Annotated in this window: 14 protein-coding genes; 3 read left to right on the top strand and 11 right to left on the bottom strand. The window is 63.1% G+C overall.

Annotated elements, in window-relative coordinates; all coding sequences use genetic code 11:
• Positions 1-63 precede the first annotated feature (63 nt).
• Entirely contained in the window at positions 64-3,675 is a 3,612-nt protein-coding gene (locus AB4Y32_RS27455) for an indolepyruvate ferredoxin oxidoreductase family protein (protein WP_368724376.1), read from the bottom strand.
• Positions 3,676-4,023: 348 nt separating this feature from the next.
• On the opposite strand from AB4Y32_RS27455, the gene AB4Y32_RS27450 reads away from it, so the two are divergent.
• Positions 4,024-4,209, top strand: a complete 186-nt coding sequence (locus AB4Y32_RS27450; protein ID WP_368724375.1) for a hypothetical protein — start codon at positions 4,024-4,026, stop codon at positions 4,207-4,209.
• A gap of 158 nt (positions 4,210-4,367) precedes the next feature.
• Here the strand turns inward: AB4Y32_RS27450 and hppD are convergent, their stop codons facing one another.
• Positions 4,368-5,465: a 4-hydroxyphenylpyruvate dioxygenase gene (gene hppD, locus AB4Y32_RS27445; protein ID WP_368724374.1), complete on the bottom strand. Its 1,098-nt coding sequence runs from the start codon at positions 5,463-5,465 to the stop codon at positions 4,368-4,370.
• A 154-nt stretch (positions 5,466-5,619) separates the two neighbouring features.
• Between hppD and AB4Y32_RS27440 the strand changes: the two genes are divergently transcribed.
• Positions 5,620-6,135 carry an Lrp/AsnC family transcriptional regulator gene (locus AB4Y32_RS27440; protein WP_368724373.1) on the top strand — a complete coding sequence of 172 codons (516 nt, stop codon included), beginning with the start codon at positions 5,620-5,622 and terminating at the stop codon, positions 6,133-6,135.
• 93 nt (positions 6,136-6,228) lie between these two features.
• Here AB4Y32_RS27440 and AB4Y32_RS27435 read toward each other — a convergent pair whose 3' ends face one another.
• The 8 genes from AB4Y32_RS27435 to paaA all read right to left on the bottom strand — a co-directional run bounded on the left by AB4Y32_RS27435 (position 6,229) and on the right by paaA (position 12,700).
• Positions 6,229-6,894 (bottom strand): GNAT family N-acetyltransferase, encoded by a 666-nt coding sequence (locus AB4Y32_RS27435; RefSeq protein WP_368724372.1) that lies wholly within the window; start codon positions 6,892-6,894, stop codon positions 6,229-6,231.
• A 308-nt stretch (positions 6,895-7,202) separates the two neighbouring features.
• A complete protein-coding gene (locus tag AB4Y32_RS27430) occupies positions 7,203-7,829 on the bottom strand; it encodes a TetR/AcrR family transcriptional regulator (protein ID WP_368724371.1) in 627 nt (208 codons plus the stop codon).
• 17 nt (positions 7,830-7,846) lie between these two features.
• Positions 7,847-8,659: a DUF1835 domain-containing protein gene (locus tag AB4Y32_RS27425; RefSeq protein WP_368724370.1), complete on the bottom strand. Its 813-nt coding sequence runs from the start codon at positions 8,657-8,659 to the stop codon at positions 7,847-7,849.
• A gap of 226 nt (positions 8,660-8,885) precedes the next feature.
• Positions 8,886-9,974 carry a 1,2-phenylacetyl-CoA epoxidase subunit PaaE gene (paaE, locus tag AB4Y32_RS27420; protein ID WP_368724369.1) on the bottom strand — a complete coding sequence of 363 codons (1,089 nt, stop codon included), beginning with the start codon at positions 9,972-9,974 and terminating at the stop codon, positions 8,886-8,888.
• Position 9,975: 1 nt separating this feature from the next.
• Positions 9,976-10,545, bottom strand: coding sequence for a 1,2-phenylacetyl-CoA epoxidase subunit PaaD (paaD, locus tag AB4Y32_RS27415; RefSeq protein ID WP_368724368.1), 570 nt, complete (start codon positions 10,543-10,545; stop codon positions 9,976-9,978).
• A 19-nt stretch (positions 10,546-10,564) separates the two neighbouring features.
• Positions 10,565-11,368, bottom strand: a complete 804-nt coding sequence (paaC, locus tag AB4Y32_RS27410) for a 1,2-phenylacetyl-CoA epoxidase subunit PaaC (protein ID WP_368724367.1) — start codon at positions 11,366-11,368, stop codon at positions 10,565-10,567.
• Between the two features lie 9 nt (positions 11,369-11,377).
• Positions 11,378-11,662, bottom strand: a complete 285-nt coding sequence (gene paaB, locus AB4Y32_RS27405) for a 1,2-phenylacetyl-CoA epoxidase subunit PaaB (RefSeq protein WP_090871245.1) — start codon at positions 11,660-11,662, stop codon at positions 11,378-11,380.
• A gap of 39 nt (positions 11,663-11,701) precedes the next feature.
• Positions 11,702-12,700 carry a 1,2-phenylacetyl-CoA epoxidase subunit PaaA gene (gene paaA / locus AB4Y32_RS27400; RefSeq protein ID WP_368724366.1) on the bottom strand — a complete coding sequence of 333 codons (999 nt, stop codon included), beginning with the start codon at positions 12,698-12,700 and terminating at the stop codon, positions 11,702-11,704.
• Positions 12,701-12,859: 159 nt separating this feature from the next.
• Here paaA and AB4Y32_RS27395 point away from each other — a divergent pair, with 159 nt between their 5' ends.
• On the top strand, positions 12,860-14,134 hold the full coding sequence (locus AB4Y32_RS27395; RefSeq protein ID WP_368724365.1) for an SGNH/GDSL hydrolase family protein: 1,275 nt from the start codon (positions 12,860-12,862) through the stop codon (positions 14,132-14,134).
• Positions 14,135-14,184: 50 nt separating this feature from the next.
• Here the strand turns inward: AB4Y32_RS27395 and AB4Y32_RS27390 are convergent.
• Positions 14,185-14,419: hypothetical protein (locus AB4Y32_RS27390; protein ID WP_368724364.1), on the bottom strand; the 235-nt coding region annotated here is incomplete at its 5' end.

Below are 14,419 nucleotides of genomic sequence, written 5' to 3'. Positions count from 1 at the left end.
CGCGAGGTGCCCTTTTTGATGCTGCAGGTCTTGTGCTGCCGGCCTGGCCGGAAAACTTCAGCGTTACGCGACGTGCTGCTGCTCGACGCTGCCCGCCGGCGAGCGCCACTTCGCGAGCAACGAGGCCCACTTCGCGCGCGCGCCCTTCAGATTGTTCTCCTTCACGTGGCCGTAGCCGCGAATGCCGTCGGGCAGATTCGCGAGCTCGACGGCCAGCGCGCGCTTGTCAGCCGTCAATCCGCCGATCAGCTCACGCACCAGCGTTTCATACTCGACGATCAACGCACGTTCGACGCGGCGCTCTTCCGTCTTGCCGAACACGTCGAGAGCCGTGCCGCGCAGAAACTTCAGCTTCGCGAGCACGTGCATCGCGTTGAGCATCCACGGACCGTACTGCTTCTTCACGAGATGGCCGTGTGCGTCCTTCTTCGCCGTCGTCGGCGGCGCGAGATGGAATCTCAGCTTCCAGTCGCCTTCGAAATTCGCCTTCAGCTTCTCGACGAACGCCGGGGACGAATACAGACGCGCCACTTCGTATTCGTCCTTGTACGCCATCAGCTTGTGCAGATTCTTCGCGACGGCTTCCGTCAGCGGCATTTGGGCGTCGGCGGCATCGAGCTTCGTTTCGGCGGCCCGCACCTCGTCGACCAGCTTTCGATAACGCGCTGCGTACGCGTCGTTTTGATAAGCGGCCAGATACTGCGCGCGTTTGTCGATCAGCGTATCGAGCGCCTTCGGCGTATGCAGCGAAATGATCTTCGCGGCATTCGACGCGTCGTCGTCGCCGATGCGGTTCTGCGGTCGCGCGAGCTTGCGCACGGCGTCGAGATCGTGCGCCGCGCGGCGGCCCCATTCGAATGCCGCGCGGTTCTTCTCGACCTGCACCGCGTTCAGTTCGATCGCGCGAATCAGCGACTCGTGCGTGAGCGGCAGCCAGCCTTTTTGCCACGCGTAGCCGAGCACGAACGGATTCGTGTAGATCGCGTCACCGAGCAGCGCAACCGCGAAATGGTTAGCATCGACAGCCGCTACGTTGTCGTCGCCGGCAGCCGCGCGGACGTCGGCGTCGGCGCTCGCGCCAGGGAAGCGCCAGTTCGGGTTCTTGATGAACTCGGCCGTCGGAGTCTGCGCGCTGTTCAGCACGACGCGCGTGCGGCCGTTCTGCATCCGCGACACGCATTCGTCGCCCGCCGTCACGATCGAATCGCAACCGATCACCAGATTCGCCTCGCCCATCGCGATGCGTGTCGCATGGATGTCGGCGGGCAGGTTCGCGATCTGCACGTGGCTCATCACGGCGCCGCCTTTCTGCGCGAGGCCCGTCACGTCGAGCACGGTGACGCCCTTGCTTTCGAGGTGAGCGGCCATGCCGAGCAGCGCGCCGATCGTCACGACACCCGTGCCGCCGACGCCCGTCACCAGCACGCCGTACGGCTTGCCGATCGCGGGAATCTCAGGATCGGGCACAGGCGGCATCGTATCGCCCGATGCATCTGAGGCACCCGACGCCTTCGGCTTGCGTAGCTGTCCGCCTTCGACGGTCACGAAGCTCGGGCAAAAGCCCTTCAGGCAGGAGAAGTCCTTGTTGCAGGTCGACTGGTTGATCTGCCGCTTCGTGCCGTACTCCGTTTCCAGCGGCTCGACCGACAGGCAATTCGACTGCACCGAGCAATCGCCGCACCCTTCGCACACGGCTTCGTTGATCACGACGCGCCTGGCCGGATCGGGATACGCACCGCGCTTGCGGCGGCGGCGCTTTTCGGTCGCGCAGGTCTGGTCGTAAATCAGGATCGTCGTGCCTTCGATCTCGCGCAACTCGCGCTGCACGTCGTCGAGCAGGTCGCGATGGTGTATCGCGATGCCCGGAGCCAGGCCGACATTCGCGCTGTACTTCTCGGGCTCGTCGGTGACGATCACGATCTTCTTCGCGCCTTCCGCTGTGAGCTGATGCGTGATCTGCGGCACGGTCAGCGTACCGTCGACGGGCTGGCCGCCCGTCATCGCGACGGCGTCGTTATACAGAATCTTGTACGTGATATTGGACTTCGACGCGATCGCCGCGCGAATCGCGAGCAGGCCCGAGTGGAAATACGTGCCGTCGCCGAGATTCGCGAACACGTGCTTGTCGTTCGTGAACGGCGCCTGGCCGACCCACGCGACGCCTTCGCCGCCCATCTGGCTGAACGTGCTCGTGCTGCGGTCCATCCACACGGTCATGTAGTGGCAACCGATGCCCGCCATCGCGCGCGAGCCCTCAGGCACGTTCGTCGACGTGTTGTGCGGACAGCCCGAGCAGAACCACGGCTTGCGTTCGGCTTCGACGCGCGGACGCGCCAGCGCTTTTTCCTTCGCTTCGATCACGGCGATGCGCGCGGCGATACGCGCGCGCACGTCGGACGGCAGATCGAACTTGTCGAGACGCGTCGCGATCGCCTTTGCGATCAGCGCGGGCGACAGTTCGTAGTGCGCGGGCAGCAGCCAGTTGCCCATCGGCACCGACCACTCGCCGCCTGCGCCGTCCTTCTCGTCGAACTTGCCGAACACGCGCGGGCGCTGCGCATCCGGCCAGTTGTACAACTCTTCCTTGATCGCGTACTCGAGAATCTGGCGCTTCTCTTCGACCACCAGAATCTCTTGCAGTCCGCGCGCGAACGCCTGTGCGCCTTGCGCTTCGAGCGGCCACACGCAGCCGACCTTGTACAGGCGAATGCCGATGCGCGAGCAAGTTTCGTCGTCGAGGCCGAGGTCGGTCAGCGCCTGACGCACGTCGAGGTAGGCCTTGCCGCCCGTGATGATGCCGAAGCGCGCGTGCGGCGAATCGATCTCGATCCGGTCGAGCTTGTTCGCGCGCACGTACGCGAGCCCGGCGTACCACTTGTAGTCGAGCAGACGCGCTTCCTGCACGAGCGGCGGATCGGGCCAGCGAATGTTGAGACCGCCTTCGGGCATCTCGAAGTCGGTCGGCAGAATGATTTGCGTACGGTGCGGATCGATATCGACGGAAGCCGACGACTCGACGACGTCGGTGACGCACTTCATCGCGACCCACAGGCCGGAGTAGCGGCTCATCGCCCAGCCGTGTAGGCCGAAGTCGAGATATTCCTGCACGTTCGACGGAAACAGCACGGGCAGTCCGCATGCCTTGAACAGGTGTTCCGACTGGTGCGCGAGCGTCGACGATTTCGCTGCGTGGTCGTCGCCGGCGAGCACAAGAACGCCGCCGTGACGCGACGAGCCAGCCGAGTTGCCGTGCTTGAACACGTCGCCCGAGCGATCGACGCCCGGGCCCTTGCCGTACCACATCGAGAACACGCCGTCGTGTTTGGCGCTGGGATAGAGGTTGACCTGCTGCGAGCCCCACACGGCTGTCGCGGCGAGGTCCTCGTTGACGCCCGGCTGAAAGACCACCTGATGCCCGGCGAGATGCTTCTTCGCTTTCCACAGCGCCTGGTCGAGGCCGCCGAGCGGCGATCCGCGATAGCCCGAGATGAAACCGGCCGTATTGAGTCCGGCGGCCTTGTCGCGCTCTTGTTGCAGCATCGGCAGACGCACTAGCGCCTGGATGCCGCTCATGTACGCGCGGCCGCGTTCGAGCGTGTATTTGTCGTCGAGCGTGACGGAAGTCAACGCGGCTTCGAGCGAGGCTCGCTGACCAGCGTCTAGCGGGGCATTCATTATGTGTACTCCTCCACCCAGGTTGGGATCGCCAAAACCTTCAGGGCCTCGGCATCTTGTGAATGCTCCGGCCGGGGTCGCCATATTGACGGCTTTTTTGCGATGGTAGCACTGGTAAAAACCCGCCGCTAATCGTTGAAAACACCACAATGCGCGATGGCTCACGCAGGAAAATGTCGCGCGTATGACGTGGCGGAATCTATTTGGTGTGACGCTGTAACAGCGTGTAAAAGCTTGAAACGACAGGAACGGGACTTGAAATGCTGGTCTAAACTCCCCACCTGCACGAATCGCAACGTTCCGCATGCTGCGGAGCTTCGCTGTGCAGGAGTCGAAAAAGGAGTACGCATGAACACGAAACACATCCAGACCTTCCTGATGGTCTCGGCAGCATTCTTCGCGATGAGCGCGCCCATGCACTCGAGCAGCGCCAACTCGCTCGTGAATGCCATCACGCGCACTGCGCCGGTGGCAGCGGCAACTGTCGCGGTGAACCGGCAGCGCTCGTCCGACGACACGGAGCAGCGTGGCTGACGCGCGGTGGCGAGCGGCCGGCTGGGCCGCTCGCGTCTGAACGAACAGCGAGAGTCGGCGGACCGAGGGGCGCCGATTCTTAAATCCAGAAATGAAAGGCGAGGATCGTACGATTCCTCGCCTTTTTCTTTGCCTGGCGCTAGCCGCCAGAATGGCCGTTACGCCTTGTCCTGCACTACACCGCGACGAATCTGATCCAGTTCGATCGATTCGAACAGCGCCTTGAAGTTGCCCTCGCCAAAGCCCTGGTTGCCCTTGCGCTGGATGATCTCGAAGAAGATCGGTCCGATCTGGTTCTCGGTGAAGATCTGCAGCAGCAGGTCGTCGTGCGCGCCGTCGATCAGGATCTTGCGCTTGCGCAGTTCTTCCAGCGGCTCGCCGTGGTTGGGCACGCGGCGGTCGACGAGTTCGTAGTACGTGTCGATGGTATCGAGCAGCGAGACGTTCGACGCGCGCAGGCCGTCGACTGTCCTGTAGATATCGTTCGTGCCGAGCGCGACGTGCTGAATGCCTTCGCCGTGGTACGCGTCGAGATATTCCTGTATCTGGCCAGCCGTTTCCGAGCCTTCCTCGTTGATCGGAATGCGGATCTTGCCGCACGGCGACGTCATCGCCTTCGACTTCACGCCCGTCACCTTGCCTTCGATGTCGAAGTAGCGCACTTCGCGGAAGTTGAACAGGCGCTCGTAGAACTCGGCCCATTCCTGCATGCGTCCGCGATGGACGTTGTGCGTCAGGTGATCGATATAGGTGAGGCCGTTGCCCGTTGCGCTCGGATTGGCGCCTGGAATCGGCTCGAAGTCGACGTCGTAGATGCTGATGTCGCCGATGCTGTGCGGCGCCGCGCCGTTCTTGCCGCGCCAGCGGTCGACGAAGTAAATCAGCGAATCGCCGATGCCCTTGATCGCGGGAACGTTCAACTCCATCGGGCCCGTCTTGTTGTCGATGCCCCATGCGCCCAGTTCGAGCGCGCGCTTGTAGGCCTTGGCGGCATCCTGCACGCGAAACGCGATTGCGCAGATCGACGGGCCATGCAGGCGCGCAAAGCGCTGCGCGAACGAATCCGGCTCCGCGTTGACGATGAAGTTGATGTCGCCCTGGCGATACAGCGTCACGTCCTTGTGACGATGCTTCGCGAGCGCCGTGAAGCCCATGCGCTCGAACAGCTTGCCGAGCGCGACCGGGTCGGGCGCGGTGTACTCGATGAATTCGAAACCGTCGGTGCCGACGGGATTTTCCCAAGCAGGGACCTTCATATCTGTCTCCTCAAATGCGGATTTCCGATTCGCGTCACGCGATTCGATGAAGAAAAGTGTAGTTGCCCGTGCCGGAAGAAAGCTTGCGAAAACAATCGCTGGTCGCTACGCTGACGCTACTTTATGGCGCTTCGCCGCCTTTAGATGGCAGAACATGGCTCAAATTGAGATAGATGCAATCGACCGGCGGATTCTCGCGATCCTTCAGGAGAATGGGCGGCTCTCGAATCAGGAGATCGCGGATCGGGTGAATCTGTCGCCGAGTCCGTGTCTGCGCCGTATTCGCCGGCTGGAGGAAATCGGTGTGATCCGTGGATATGTTGCGCTTCTGGATGCGCAGATGCTTGGGCTGGACCTGCTCGCCTACGTCAACGTGCGACTGGAAAAGCGTGGCGGTCCCGTGCTCAGCGCGCGCGCCGACGGCTCGCCAGGGCGCGCGGGCGCGACGCATTCGGAACTGTTCCGGGCGGCGGTGCAGGGTTGGCCGGAAGTGGTCGCCTGCCATGCGATGACGGGCGACATGGACTACCTGCTGCGCGTGCAGGTGCGCGATATGGCGCATTTCTCGCGATTCGTGCAGGACCAGTTGCTGCGGCATCCGTCGGTGATCGACGTGAAGTCGAGCTTCTCGCTGGAGAAGTTCAAGGAAACCACCGCGCTGCCGCTTTGAACGGCGGCACGTTAAAAACATGCTCAAGCACGCGCAAACAAAAAGGGCGGCTCGTTAAAGAGCCGCCCTTTGCGGTTTCCTCGTTCGCGATGCTTACGCTGCAATCGCGGTCGGAATGAACGATTCGATGAGCTTCGACGTGTTTCGCGCCTGGCGCTTGAGTACGTAGTCGAAGACGGCTGCCTGTTCCTGAAGCATCTCCGCGATGATGCTGTTCTGATCGGCCGGCGCGAGCGTCAGATACGCGTCGGCTTCGCCGTATGCGTATTCGATCTTCATGCCGGCTTTCTTGGCGATGTGCATCATCGTCGTGTTGCGCGACAGGCAGTGGATGTACAGCGTCGTGACGTGCGTGTTGCGGCTGCGGATAGCGGCGCGCTCGAATAGCTTCGTGCCGATGCCTTGGCCGCGCACGCTCTCCGACACCGACACGCCGAATTCAGCGGTGCGCGTGTTGCCCTCGGCGGGCAGATAGGCCAGATGGCCGACGCCGACCAGTCGCAGTTGGGCGTCGAACACGCCAAATACGGTGTCGCGGCCGAAATCCAGCGTGCGGACGTAGTTCTCGATCACGTGGTCCGGCGTGACCTGGCCGAAGCGCAACAGACGATCGTCTTCGCCCAGTTCGAGGAAATGGGCGAGCAGGCGCTTGCGGTCTTTCTCGCCGAGTTCCCGGACCAGAACAGGCGCGTGGCCGGCGACGGTCATCAAGCGATCGACGACGATCGGCTCGGTGGCGCGGGCAGTTTGCTTATTCATGGTGGGTTCTCCTTTAGCTACGCGGCATGACGCGCCGCAATAAGCATTCTAATGGAAAACCCGAGTTCGACATAGGGAAAACCCGGAATGGAGTCGAGCGTGTAGTCTAACATCGCTGCCTACATTCGTATAATTGATTGATTTTTAAGTAAAATTTATCAAACGAGCGTGCGGCGGCGCTGCGTCCCCGTGTCGCAACGAAGGCACGTATATTGCTGCACCGCGACATCGTTTTGTCATTAACGCGTCCGGACTTGTGCGCGCCGAGGACCTATGGATGCTGGCTTCGTGAACGCGACGATCGCGCGTCAGTTGCAATCCGCGCCGGCGGCCTTCGACGCGAGCAGCCCGTGATCCACCATCTCGACGACCTGCTCGGCGAACTCCCGGTAGCCCATCCGGCCGCCCGGCTTCAGCCAGGTGAAAGTCCAGTTGATCATCCCGAAGACCATCATCGTGAGCGCGGTCTGGTTTTCGCGGGTGACGCGTTCGGGATAGGCGCGCGCCAGCTGCCGCGCGAATGCGGCGACCACGTCTCGCTGACGGTTCAGGATGATTTCGCGCTGCGATTCGACCAGATATTTGACGTCGTTCAGCAGCGCGACGTGCCGGCTGTGCGACGTCTCGTACTCGGAGAGGAAGGCGCGGATCAGTTCGGCGAACGCATCGCGTTCGGTGAGTCCGCGCCGCTGGCTTGCGCCCTCGACCTCGGCGATGATCAGCATCAGCCGCTTCGTGTAGCGGTCGAGCAGGTCGAAGAGAATCGCTTCCTTGCTCTCGTAGTAGTGGTAGAGGCGCGCTTTCGATGTGCCGCTCGCCGCGGCGAGGTCGGCCATCGACGTGCTCGGATAGCTCGTTTGGGCGAATTTCGCGGCGGCCAGATCGAGGATCTGGTCGCGCTGGCTCTCGTGATCTGGGGCTCGTGTACGGGCCATGATTGTTCTGGTTTGTCTCAAGCAGGAGAAAAGGTATCGCGCGCGACGTTCATTTCGAGTGATCGCCAGGCGTTCGGATCGCCGCGTAGCTGCAGTTGGCCTGTAGCGGCGAGCTCGCGCAGACGCCAGAGCACGATGCTATCGCTGACGAGCAAGCCGTTGTTTGCCGTCATCACGGCAGCGGCGACGCGCCCGGCGGATTGCCACCCTTCAGCGGCGTGTTCGAGGATCGACGCGTCCAGTTCGGCGAACGTGCCGCTCGAAAAGGTGTTGTCGTGCCAGCGGCGCAGTTCCGCGTTGGCCTGCTTCATCTCCTGCCATTCGAGCGCGAGACGCCCGATGCGCAGCACCGAGATCGGCGCGGCCGTGGCGAGCCGCTGTTGCAGCACGGCAGGAGCGAACATGCCGACGGACGTCGCCCGATCGGCGCGGCGTTGCGCGGCGCTGTCGCCCGTCAGATCGTCGATGCAGACACGCACCTCGTTCAGCCGTTGTGGCATCTCGCGCAGATGGAAACATACTCGGCGCAGCGTCAGCTGATCGGCGCAGCTTTGGCCATGCCATACGACGACGTGCGTTGTCCCGCCAACCAGCGCTTCCAGTTCGCTCGCCTGTGCGTCGAATCCGGCCGCGAGATGGCGTGTGATGTCGCCGGCGACGCGTTGCCAGAAGTCGGCGCGCAGATGCGGCGCTTCATCGATGCCGAGCAACGGACCGACGGCCAGGTCGTCGCGCAACGCGAGCACGGCGTCGGCGCGGCCCGCGTGACTGAGCGCTTGACGCAGGGAGTCGGCGGCAATGTCGCCGTTGGTAATGTGGATCGTGCTCATTGTGATTGACGGGGCGGTTTGGTCACCGCTCGATTGCAGTTCAGGCGAGCTTCGCCCGGACAACGGAAAAGGCCGCTCGTCGAGGAAAGTGACTTTCCCCATGACGAGCGGCCCCTAGTGTAAGCGGATCGCGGACGTGCCGAAAGCGACTGGCGCGTCCACGTCCGCGCACACCATTACGCGGCGCGTGCACTGCAGGCGCGCCGTGCCGTGCTTCGCGCAACCGTCAGCGTTCGTCGTAGCTGACCACGACCTTGTCGCTGATGGGATGGCACTGGCAGGTGAGCACGAAGCCGTCGCGAATCTCCTGTTCCTCAAGCGTGTAGTTCTTCTCCATCTTCACCTCGCCTTCCAGCACCTTCGCGCGGCAGGTGCAGCAGACGCCTCCCTTGCACGCGTACGGCAGCGCCAGTCCGGCTCGCAAGCCTACGTCGAGCACGCTCAAGCCCTGATATGGCAGACGCAGCTTGCGCTTCTTGCCGTCGAGGACGATTTCGAGGTCGGCTGTCGGCGTGTCGTCGGTGATTTCGGCGGCGGGCACGCCCGCTTGCGGCAGCGGCGTTCCGAAACGCTCGACGTGCACCTTTTCCTGCGGCACGCCCGCGGCCTTCAACGCGGCTTCGGCGGCATCCATCATCGGCCCGGGACCGCAGATGAACGCTTCGTCGATAGCGTCGGCGGGCATCAGCGTTTCGAGGAACGACGCGCACTTCTGCTGATCGAGCACGCCGTTGAACAGATCGACGTCCTGGATGTCATCGGACAGCACGTGATACAGCACGAAGCGGTTCATGAACCGGTTCTTCAGATCTTCGAGTTCTTCGGCGAACATGATCTGATCGATGCTGCGGTTGCCGTAGATCAGCGTGAACGTGCTGCGCGGCTCGATCTCCAGCGTCGTCTTGATGATCGCGAGCACGGGCGTGATGCCCGAGCCGCCCGAGAACGCGACGTACTGCTTGCCGTCGTCTGCGTTCAGGTGCGTGAAGAAGCGGCCGTCGGGCGTCATCACGTCGATAGTGTGGCCGGGTTGCAGCGTATCGAACGCGAAGTTCGAGAAGCGGCCGCCGCGCACACGCTTGATGCCGATGCGCAACTCGCCGTCGCGATCGTAATCGGTGACGCCGACGCAGATCGAGTACGAGCGGCGCGTTTCTTCGCCGTCGATGTGTGTCTTGAGCGTGACGAACTGGCCTTGCGTGAAGCGATACTGCTCGCGCAGTTCGACGGGAACTTCGAAGGCGACGGAGACCGCGTCGGCGGTTTCAGGCCGCACTTCCCGGATGCGCAGCGGATGAAATTGCGGAGTGGCCATATCAGTAGGGTTTGAAATAGTCGAAGGGTTCGCGGCAGTCGACGCAGCGATACAGCGCCTTGCATGCCGTCGAGCCGAATTGCGCGAGGCGTTCGGTATGCTTCGAGCCGCAGCGCGGGCACGCGGGCGCGGGCAGTGAACGCGGGACGAAGCGGATCACTTTCTCTTTCGCGCTCCCGCCTGCATTGGCGCTGGGCTCGGCGCTGCCGCAGTTGCCCGTCGGCGGCGCGATGCCGTAGGCGCGCAGTTTGTCGCGGGCGTCGTCGGTGATCCAGTCGGTCGTCCAGGCGGGCGCGAGCACGGTTTGCACGCGATACGGCGCGAGACCGGCTGCGTCGAGCGCATGGCCGATGTCTTCCGCGATCTGCGACATTGCCGGGCAGCCCGAGTAAGTCGGCGTGATGACGACTTCGAGCGCGCCATCGGCGGCATGGCGCACGTCGCGCAGAATCCCCAGTTCACGGATCGACACGACGGGAATTTCCGGATCGGGCACCGCTTCGAGCACGGCCCACGCCTCGTCGAGCGCGCGATCCGTTGCAACGGCAGCTGTTTGGGCGATCGAAGTCATCGTCTCACTCACCTTTGGATTACCAGCTTGCGCCCGGATGCTGGCGCGCGAGGCTTTGCATTTCCGCGAGCAGGAAGCCCATGTGCTCCGAGTGCTCGCCGTGCTTGCCCGTCGTGATGTGCCTGACGGGTTCCGGCAGCGTGAGCGTCGCTTCGTCGAGCGCGGCACGCACGTCTTCGAGCCACAGCGCTTCCAGTTCGGCCGTTTTCGGGCCGATGCCGGCGGCGGCGATTGCGTCTTCCGTCGCATCGGCGCTGAAGAATTCGCGCGTGTACGGAATCAGGTAATCGAGCGCTGCCTGCGCGCGGCGATGCGATTCGTCGGTGCCGTCGCCGAAACGCACAAGCCATTCGCGCGCGTGGTGCACGTGGTACTGCGTTTCCTTGATCGACTTCGCGGCGATCGCAGCGAGCTGCTCGTCCGCCGAGCCCGTCAGCGCGGACCACACGTGCAGCATCAGCGTCGAGTACAGGAAGTTGCGCGCGATCGTGACCGCGTAGTCCTTGTCCGCGTGCGTCGTGCCCGAGAGCGGCCCGACGTGCGGCAGTTCGGCGAGCGTGTAGTTCGCGAACTCGCGCTCGGCGCGGAAGAACGCGAAGTCGTCTTCCGTGCGGCTTTTGCCCGTGAGCGTCTTTTCCAGTTCGGCGGCGTGCGTGTAGAGCAGACGCGCCTGACCGATCAGATCGAGGCTCATGTTCGACAGCGCGATGTCTTCTTCGAGAATCGGGCCGTGGCCGCACCATTCCGCGTTGCGCTGACCGAGGATCAGCGCCGTATCGGCGAGGCGCAGCACGTAGGCGAGGTGTTGGGGTGTGATATCCATGACGCGCGCTTACATGTGGTTGACTTCGTCGGGGAGCTGATAGAACGTCGGATGACGATAGATCTTGTCGCCAGCCGGTTCGAACAGTTCGGCCTTCTCGTCAGGCGCCGATGCCGTGATCGCCGACGACGGCACCACCCAGATGCTCACGCCTTCCTGGCGGCGCGTGTAGACGTCACGCGCCATGCGCAGCGCCATCGCCGCGTCGGCCGCGTGCAGGCTGCCGCAATGCTTGTGGTCGAGTCCCTGCTTGCTGCGCACGAAGACTTCCCAGATCGGCCATTCCTTGTTCATCGCTATCTCCTTTCTGTCCTTCCAGATTCGGGGCGCCGCTCAGGCGGCGTGTTGCTGCGCGCGCTGGCGCTGTTTTTCGGCATGGGCGAGGGCGGCTTCGCGCACCCAGGCGCCGTCGTCATGCGCCTTCACGCGCGTGGCGAGACGTTCCCGGTTGCACGGGCCATCGCCGTTGACGACACGCCAGAATTCTTCCCAGTCGATGTCGCCGTAGTCGTAGTGGCCGCGTTCCTCGTTCCACTTCAGCTTCGGGTCGGGCAGCGTGACGCCCAGCACCTTGGCCTGCTCGACGGTCGCGTCGACGAATTTCTGGCGCAGATCGTCGTTCGTGATGCGCTTGATGCCCCACTTCGCCGACTGGTTGCCGTGGATGGAATCCTTGTCGCTCGGGCCGAACATCATCAGCACGGGCCACCACCAGCGGTTGACGGCCTGCTGGACGAGTTCGCGCTGGGCGTCGGTGCCCTTCATCATTGCGAGCAGCGCGTCGAAGCCTTGACGCTGATGGAACGACTCTTCCTTGCAGATGCGGATCATGGCGCGCGCGTACGGACCGTACGTGCAGCGGCACAGCGGAATCTGGTTCATGATCGCCGCGCCGTCGACCAGCCAGCCGATCACACCGACGTCCGCCCAGGTCGGCGTCGGGTAATTGAAGATGCTCGAATATTTCGCCTTGCCCGAATGCAGTGCGTCGATCATCTGGTCGCGAGACACGCCGAGCGTTTCGGCCGCGCTATACAGATAGAGACCGTGGCCGCCTTCGTCTTGCACCTTGGCCAGCAGGATCGCCTTGCGCTTGAGGCTCGGCGCGCGCGTGATCCAGTTGCCTTCCGGCAGCATGCCGACAATTTCCGAATGCGCGTGCTGCGAAATCTGGCGAACCAGCGTCTTGCGGTACGCGTCGGGCATCCAGTCCTGCGGCTCGATCTTGCCGTCGGCGGCCATCACTTCATCGAAACGGGCCTGCTCGGAAGAGTCGGTTGCCGCATCGAGCGGGGCGACGTTGCCGGGAATGTCGAGGGATTGCGTGTACATGTCGAACGCTCTCGTCCTGGTGGTGTGTGTCCGGCAGTATAAACCAACCGTCCGGTCGGTTAATCAATTTTTTGAGATGGATTGGTAGGGGTTTGCACTATGTGATCGTGCACAATGGGCGACTTGCGTCCTCAACCCGTTTTCCAGCAATCAGTCGAAATGATCACTCGTCCTCTCGCTGTTCTTTGCGGCGCCGTTCTTTCTTCGATCGTGTTCGCCTCGGCGCCCGCATTCGCGGCCGGCGCGCAGACGCCATGGGTCACAGCCTGGGCCACGGCGCTCCAGCCGATCCCGCAAATGCCCGATCCGCCCGCGCTGTACCGGACGCCCGACGTCGCGGGACGCACGGTTCGGCAGATCGTCTATCCGACGCTGTCGGGCAACGTTGCGCGCATTCACATCAGCAATGCGTATGGAAAGACGCCGCTCGTCATCGAGGATCTGCGGATCGCGCGATCGGGTATCGGAGCAGGCGCGGCCACACAGAGCGGGACGGACGCGCGGGTGACGTTTGGCGGAAAAGCGGCAGTGAGTGTGCCTGCCGGCGCGGAGATCGATAGCGATCCCGTGCGGATCGCCATTTCCGCCGGCGTACCGTATGCCTTCAGCAGTTATATGGGGCGCGAGCAGCGGATAGTCGCGTGGCATCGGGTTTCGAATCAGGTCAACTACGTGTCGATGCCCGGCAACCATGCGGCCGATGCGTCCGCCGACGCTTATCGCCAGCGATTTACCCAGTTCGCATGGGTGACGGGGTTGCAAGTGGAGGCGCCTTCGTCGACGACGATCGCGGCAATCGGCGACTCGATCACGGATGGGATGCGCTCGAGCCTGAATCAGAATCATCGATGGCCTGACGCGTTTGCGCGCCGGGTAGTTCAGAGCGGCGACAAGACGACGGCGGTCGTCAATCTTGGGATCAGCGGAAACCGGCTGCTGAGCGACTCGCCTTGCTACGGGGACGCGCTCGCCTCGCGTTTTGCCCGCGACGTGCTGGCCCAGCCCGGCGTGAAGACCGTGATCCTGCTGATCGGCATCAACGACATCAACTTTGCCGCGATGCCGGCGCGCGCTGGACTCGATTGCGACTTTCCGCATACGGCCGTTACATCGGAGAGTCTGATTGCCGGCTACAAGCAGCTCGTTGCGGCGGCGCACGCGCGAGGCATGCGCATTTTCGGGGCCACATTAACGCCGGCGGATTTGCCGCCGCAGCGTGAGGCGATCCGTTCGGCGGTCAATCAATGGATCCGGACGAGCCGGGCGTTCGACGGGGTCGTGGATTTCGATGCCGCACTGCGTAATCCAGCCGAGCCGACGCGCCTCCAACGTTCGTTCGACAGCGGCGATCATATCCATCCCAGCGATGCAGGTTATGCGGCGATGGCCGCTGCGATTCCGCTGCCGGCGGTGCTGGGCGCGCTCCAAAAGTGAATTGTCAAAGAAACTTCCGCCCACGCCCTTGTCATTGGGCCATGGATGGCCTAAGATTCGCGTCCTTCGCTGGGGCGCGCGGTTTGCGGCGCGACGCGGCGAGGGCCGCGGCAGAAACGGCGCGGTGGTGTGGTCGGCGGGGTTTCAAGCGATGATGCAAAAACCTGTTGACGAATACCGGAAGGTTCTTCATAATCTCCTTTCTCTGCTGCTGATGCAGCAACGCAGCGAAGGCAAGGCGCCTCGTGCGAATGTTCTTTAAAAACTAACAGCCGACAGGTGTGG

It is taken from the genome of Paraburkholderia phymatum (assembly GCF_040965635.1).
GTDB classification, from domain to species: Bacteria; Pseudomonadota; Gammaproteobacteria; order Burkholderiales; family Burkholderiaceae; genus Paraburkholderia; species Paraburkholderia phymatum_B.
This window is presented reverse-complemented; position numbering and strand designations above follow the sequence as displayed.

Coding starts and splice junctions, on each gene's coding strand:
- AB4Y32_RS27450 (WP_368724375.1), top strand. CDS start 4,024: ATGAACACGAAACACATCCAGACCTTCCTGATGGTCTCGGCAGCATTC.
- paaE (WP_368724369.1), bottom strand. CDS start 9,974: ATGGCCACTCCGCAATTTCATCCGCTGCGCATCCGGGAAGTGCGGCCT.
- AB4Y32_RS27435 (WP_368724372.1), bottom strand. CDS start 6,894: ATGAATAAGCAAACTGCCCGCGCCACCGAGCCGATCGTCGTCGATCGC.
- AB4Y32_RS27455 (WP_368724376.1), bottom strand. CDS start 3,675: ATGAATGCCCCGCTAGACGCTGGTCAGCGAGCCTCGCTCGAAGCCGCG.
- paaB (WP_090871245.1), bottom strand. CDS start 11,662: ATGAACAAGGAATGGCCGATCTGGGAAGTCTTCGTGCGCAGCAAGCAG.
- paaD (WP_368724368.1), bottom strand. CDS start 10,545: ATGACTTCGATCGCCCAAACAGCTGCCGTTGCAACGGATCGCGCGCTC.
- paaC (WP_368724367.1), bottom strand. CDS start 11,368: ATGGATATCACACCCCAACACCTCGCCTACGTGCTGCGCCTCGCCGAT.
- AB4Y32_RS27430 (WP_368724371.1), bottom strand. CDS start 7,829: ATGGCCCGTACACGAGCCCCAGATCACGAGAGCCAGCGCGACCAGATC.
- AB4Y32_RS27395 (WP_368724365.1), top strand. CDS start 12,860: ATGATCACTCGTCCTCTCGCTGTTCTTTGCGGCGCCGTTCTTTCTTCG.
- AB4Y32_RS27425 (WP_368724370.1), bottom strand. CDS start 8,659: ATGAGCACGATCCACATTACCAACGGCGACATTGCCGCCGACTCCCTG.
- paaA (WP_368724366.1), bottom strand. CDS start 12,700: ATGTACACGCAATCCCTCGACATTCCCGGCAACGTCGCCCCGCTCGAT.
- hppD (WP_368724374.1), bottom strand. CDS start 5,465: ATGAAGGTCCCTGCTTGGGAAAATCCCGTCGGCACCGACGGTTTCGAA.
- AB4Y32_RS27440 (WP_368724373.1), top strand. CDS start 5,620: ATGGCTCAAATTGAGATAGATGCAATCGACCGGCGGATTCTCGCGATC.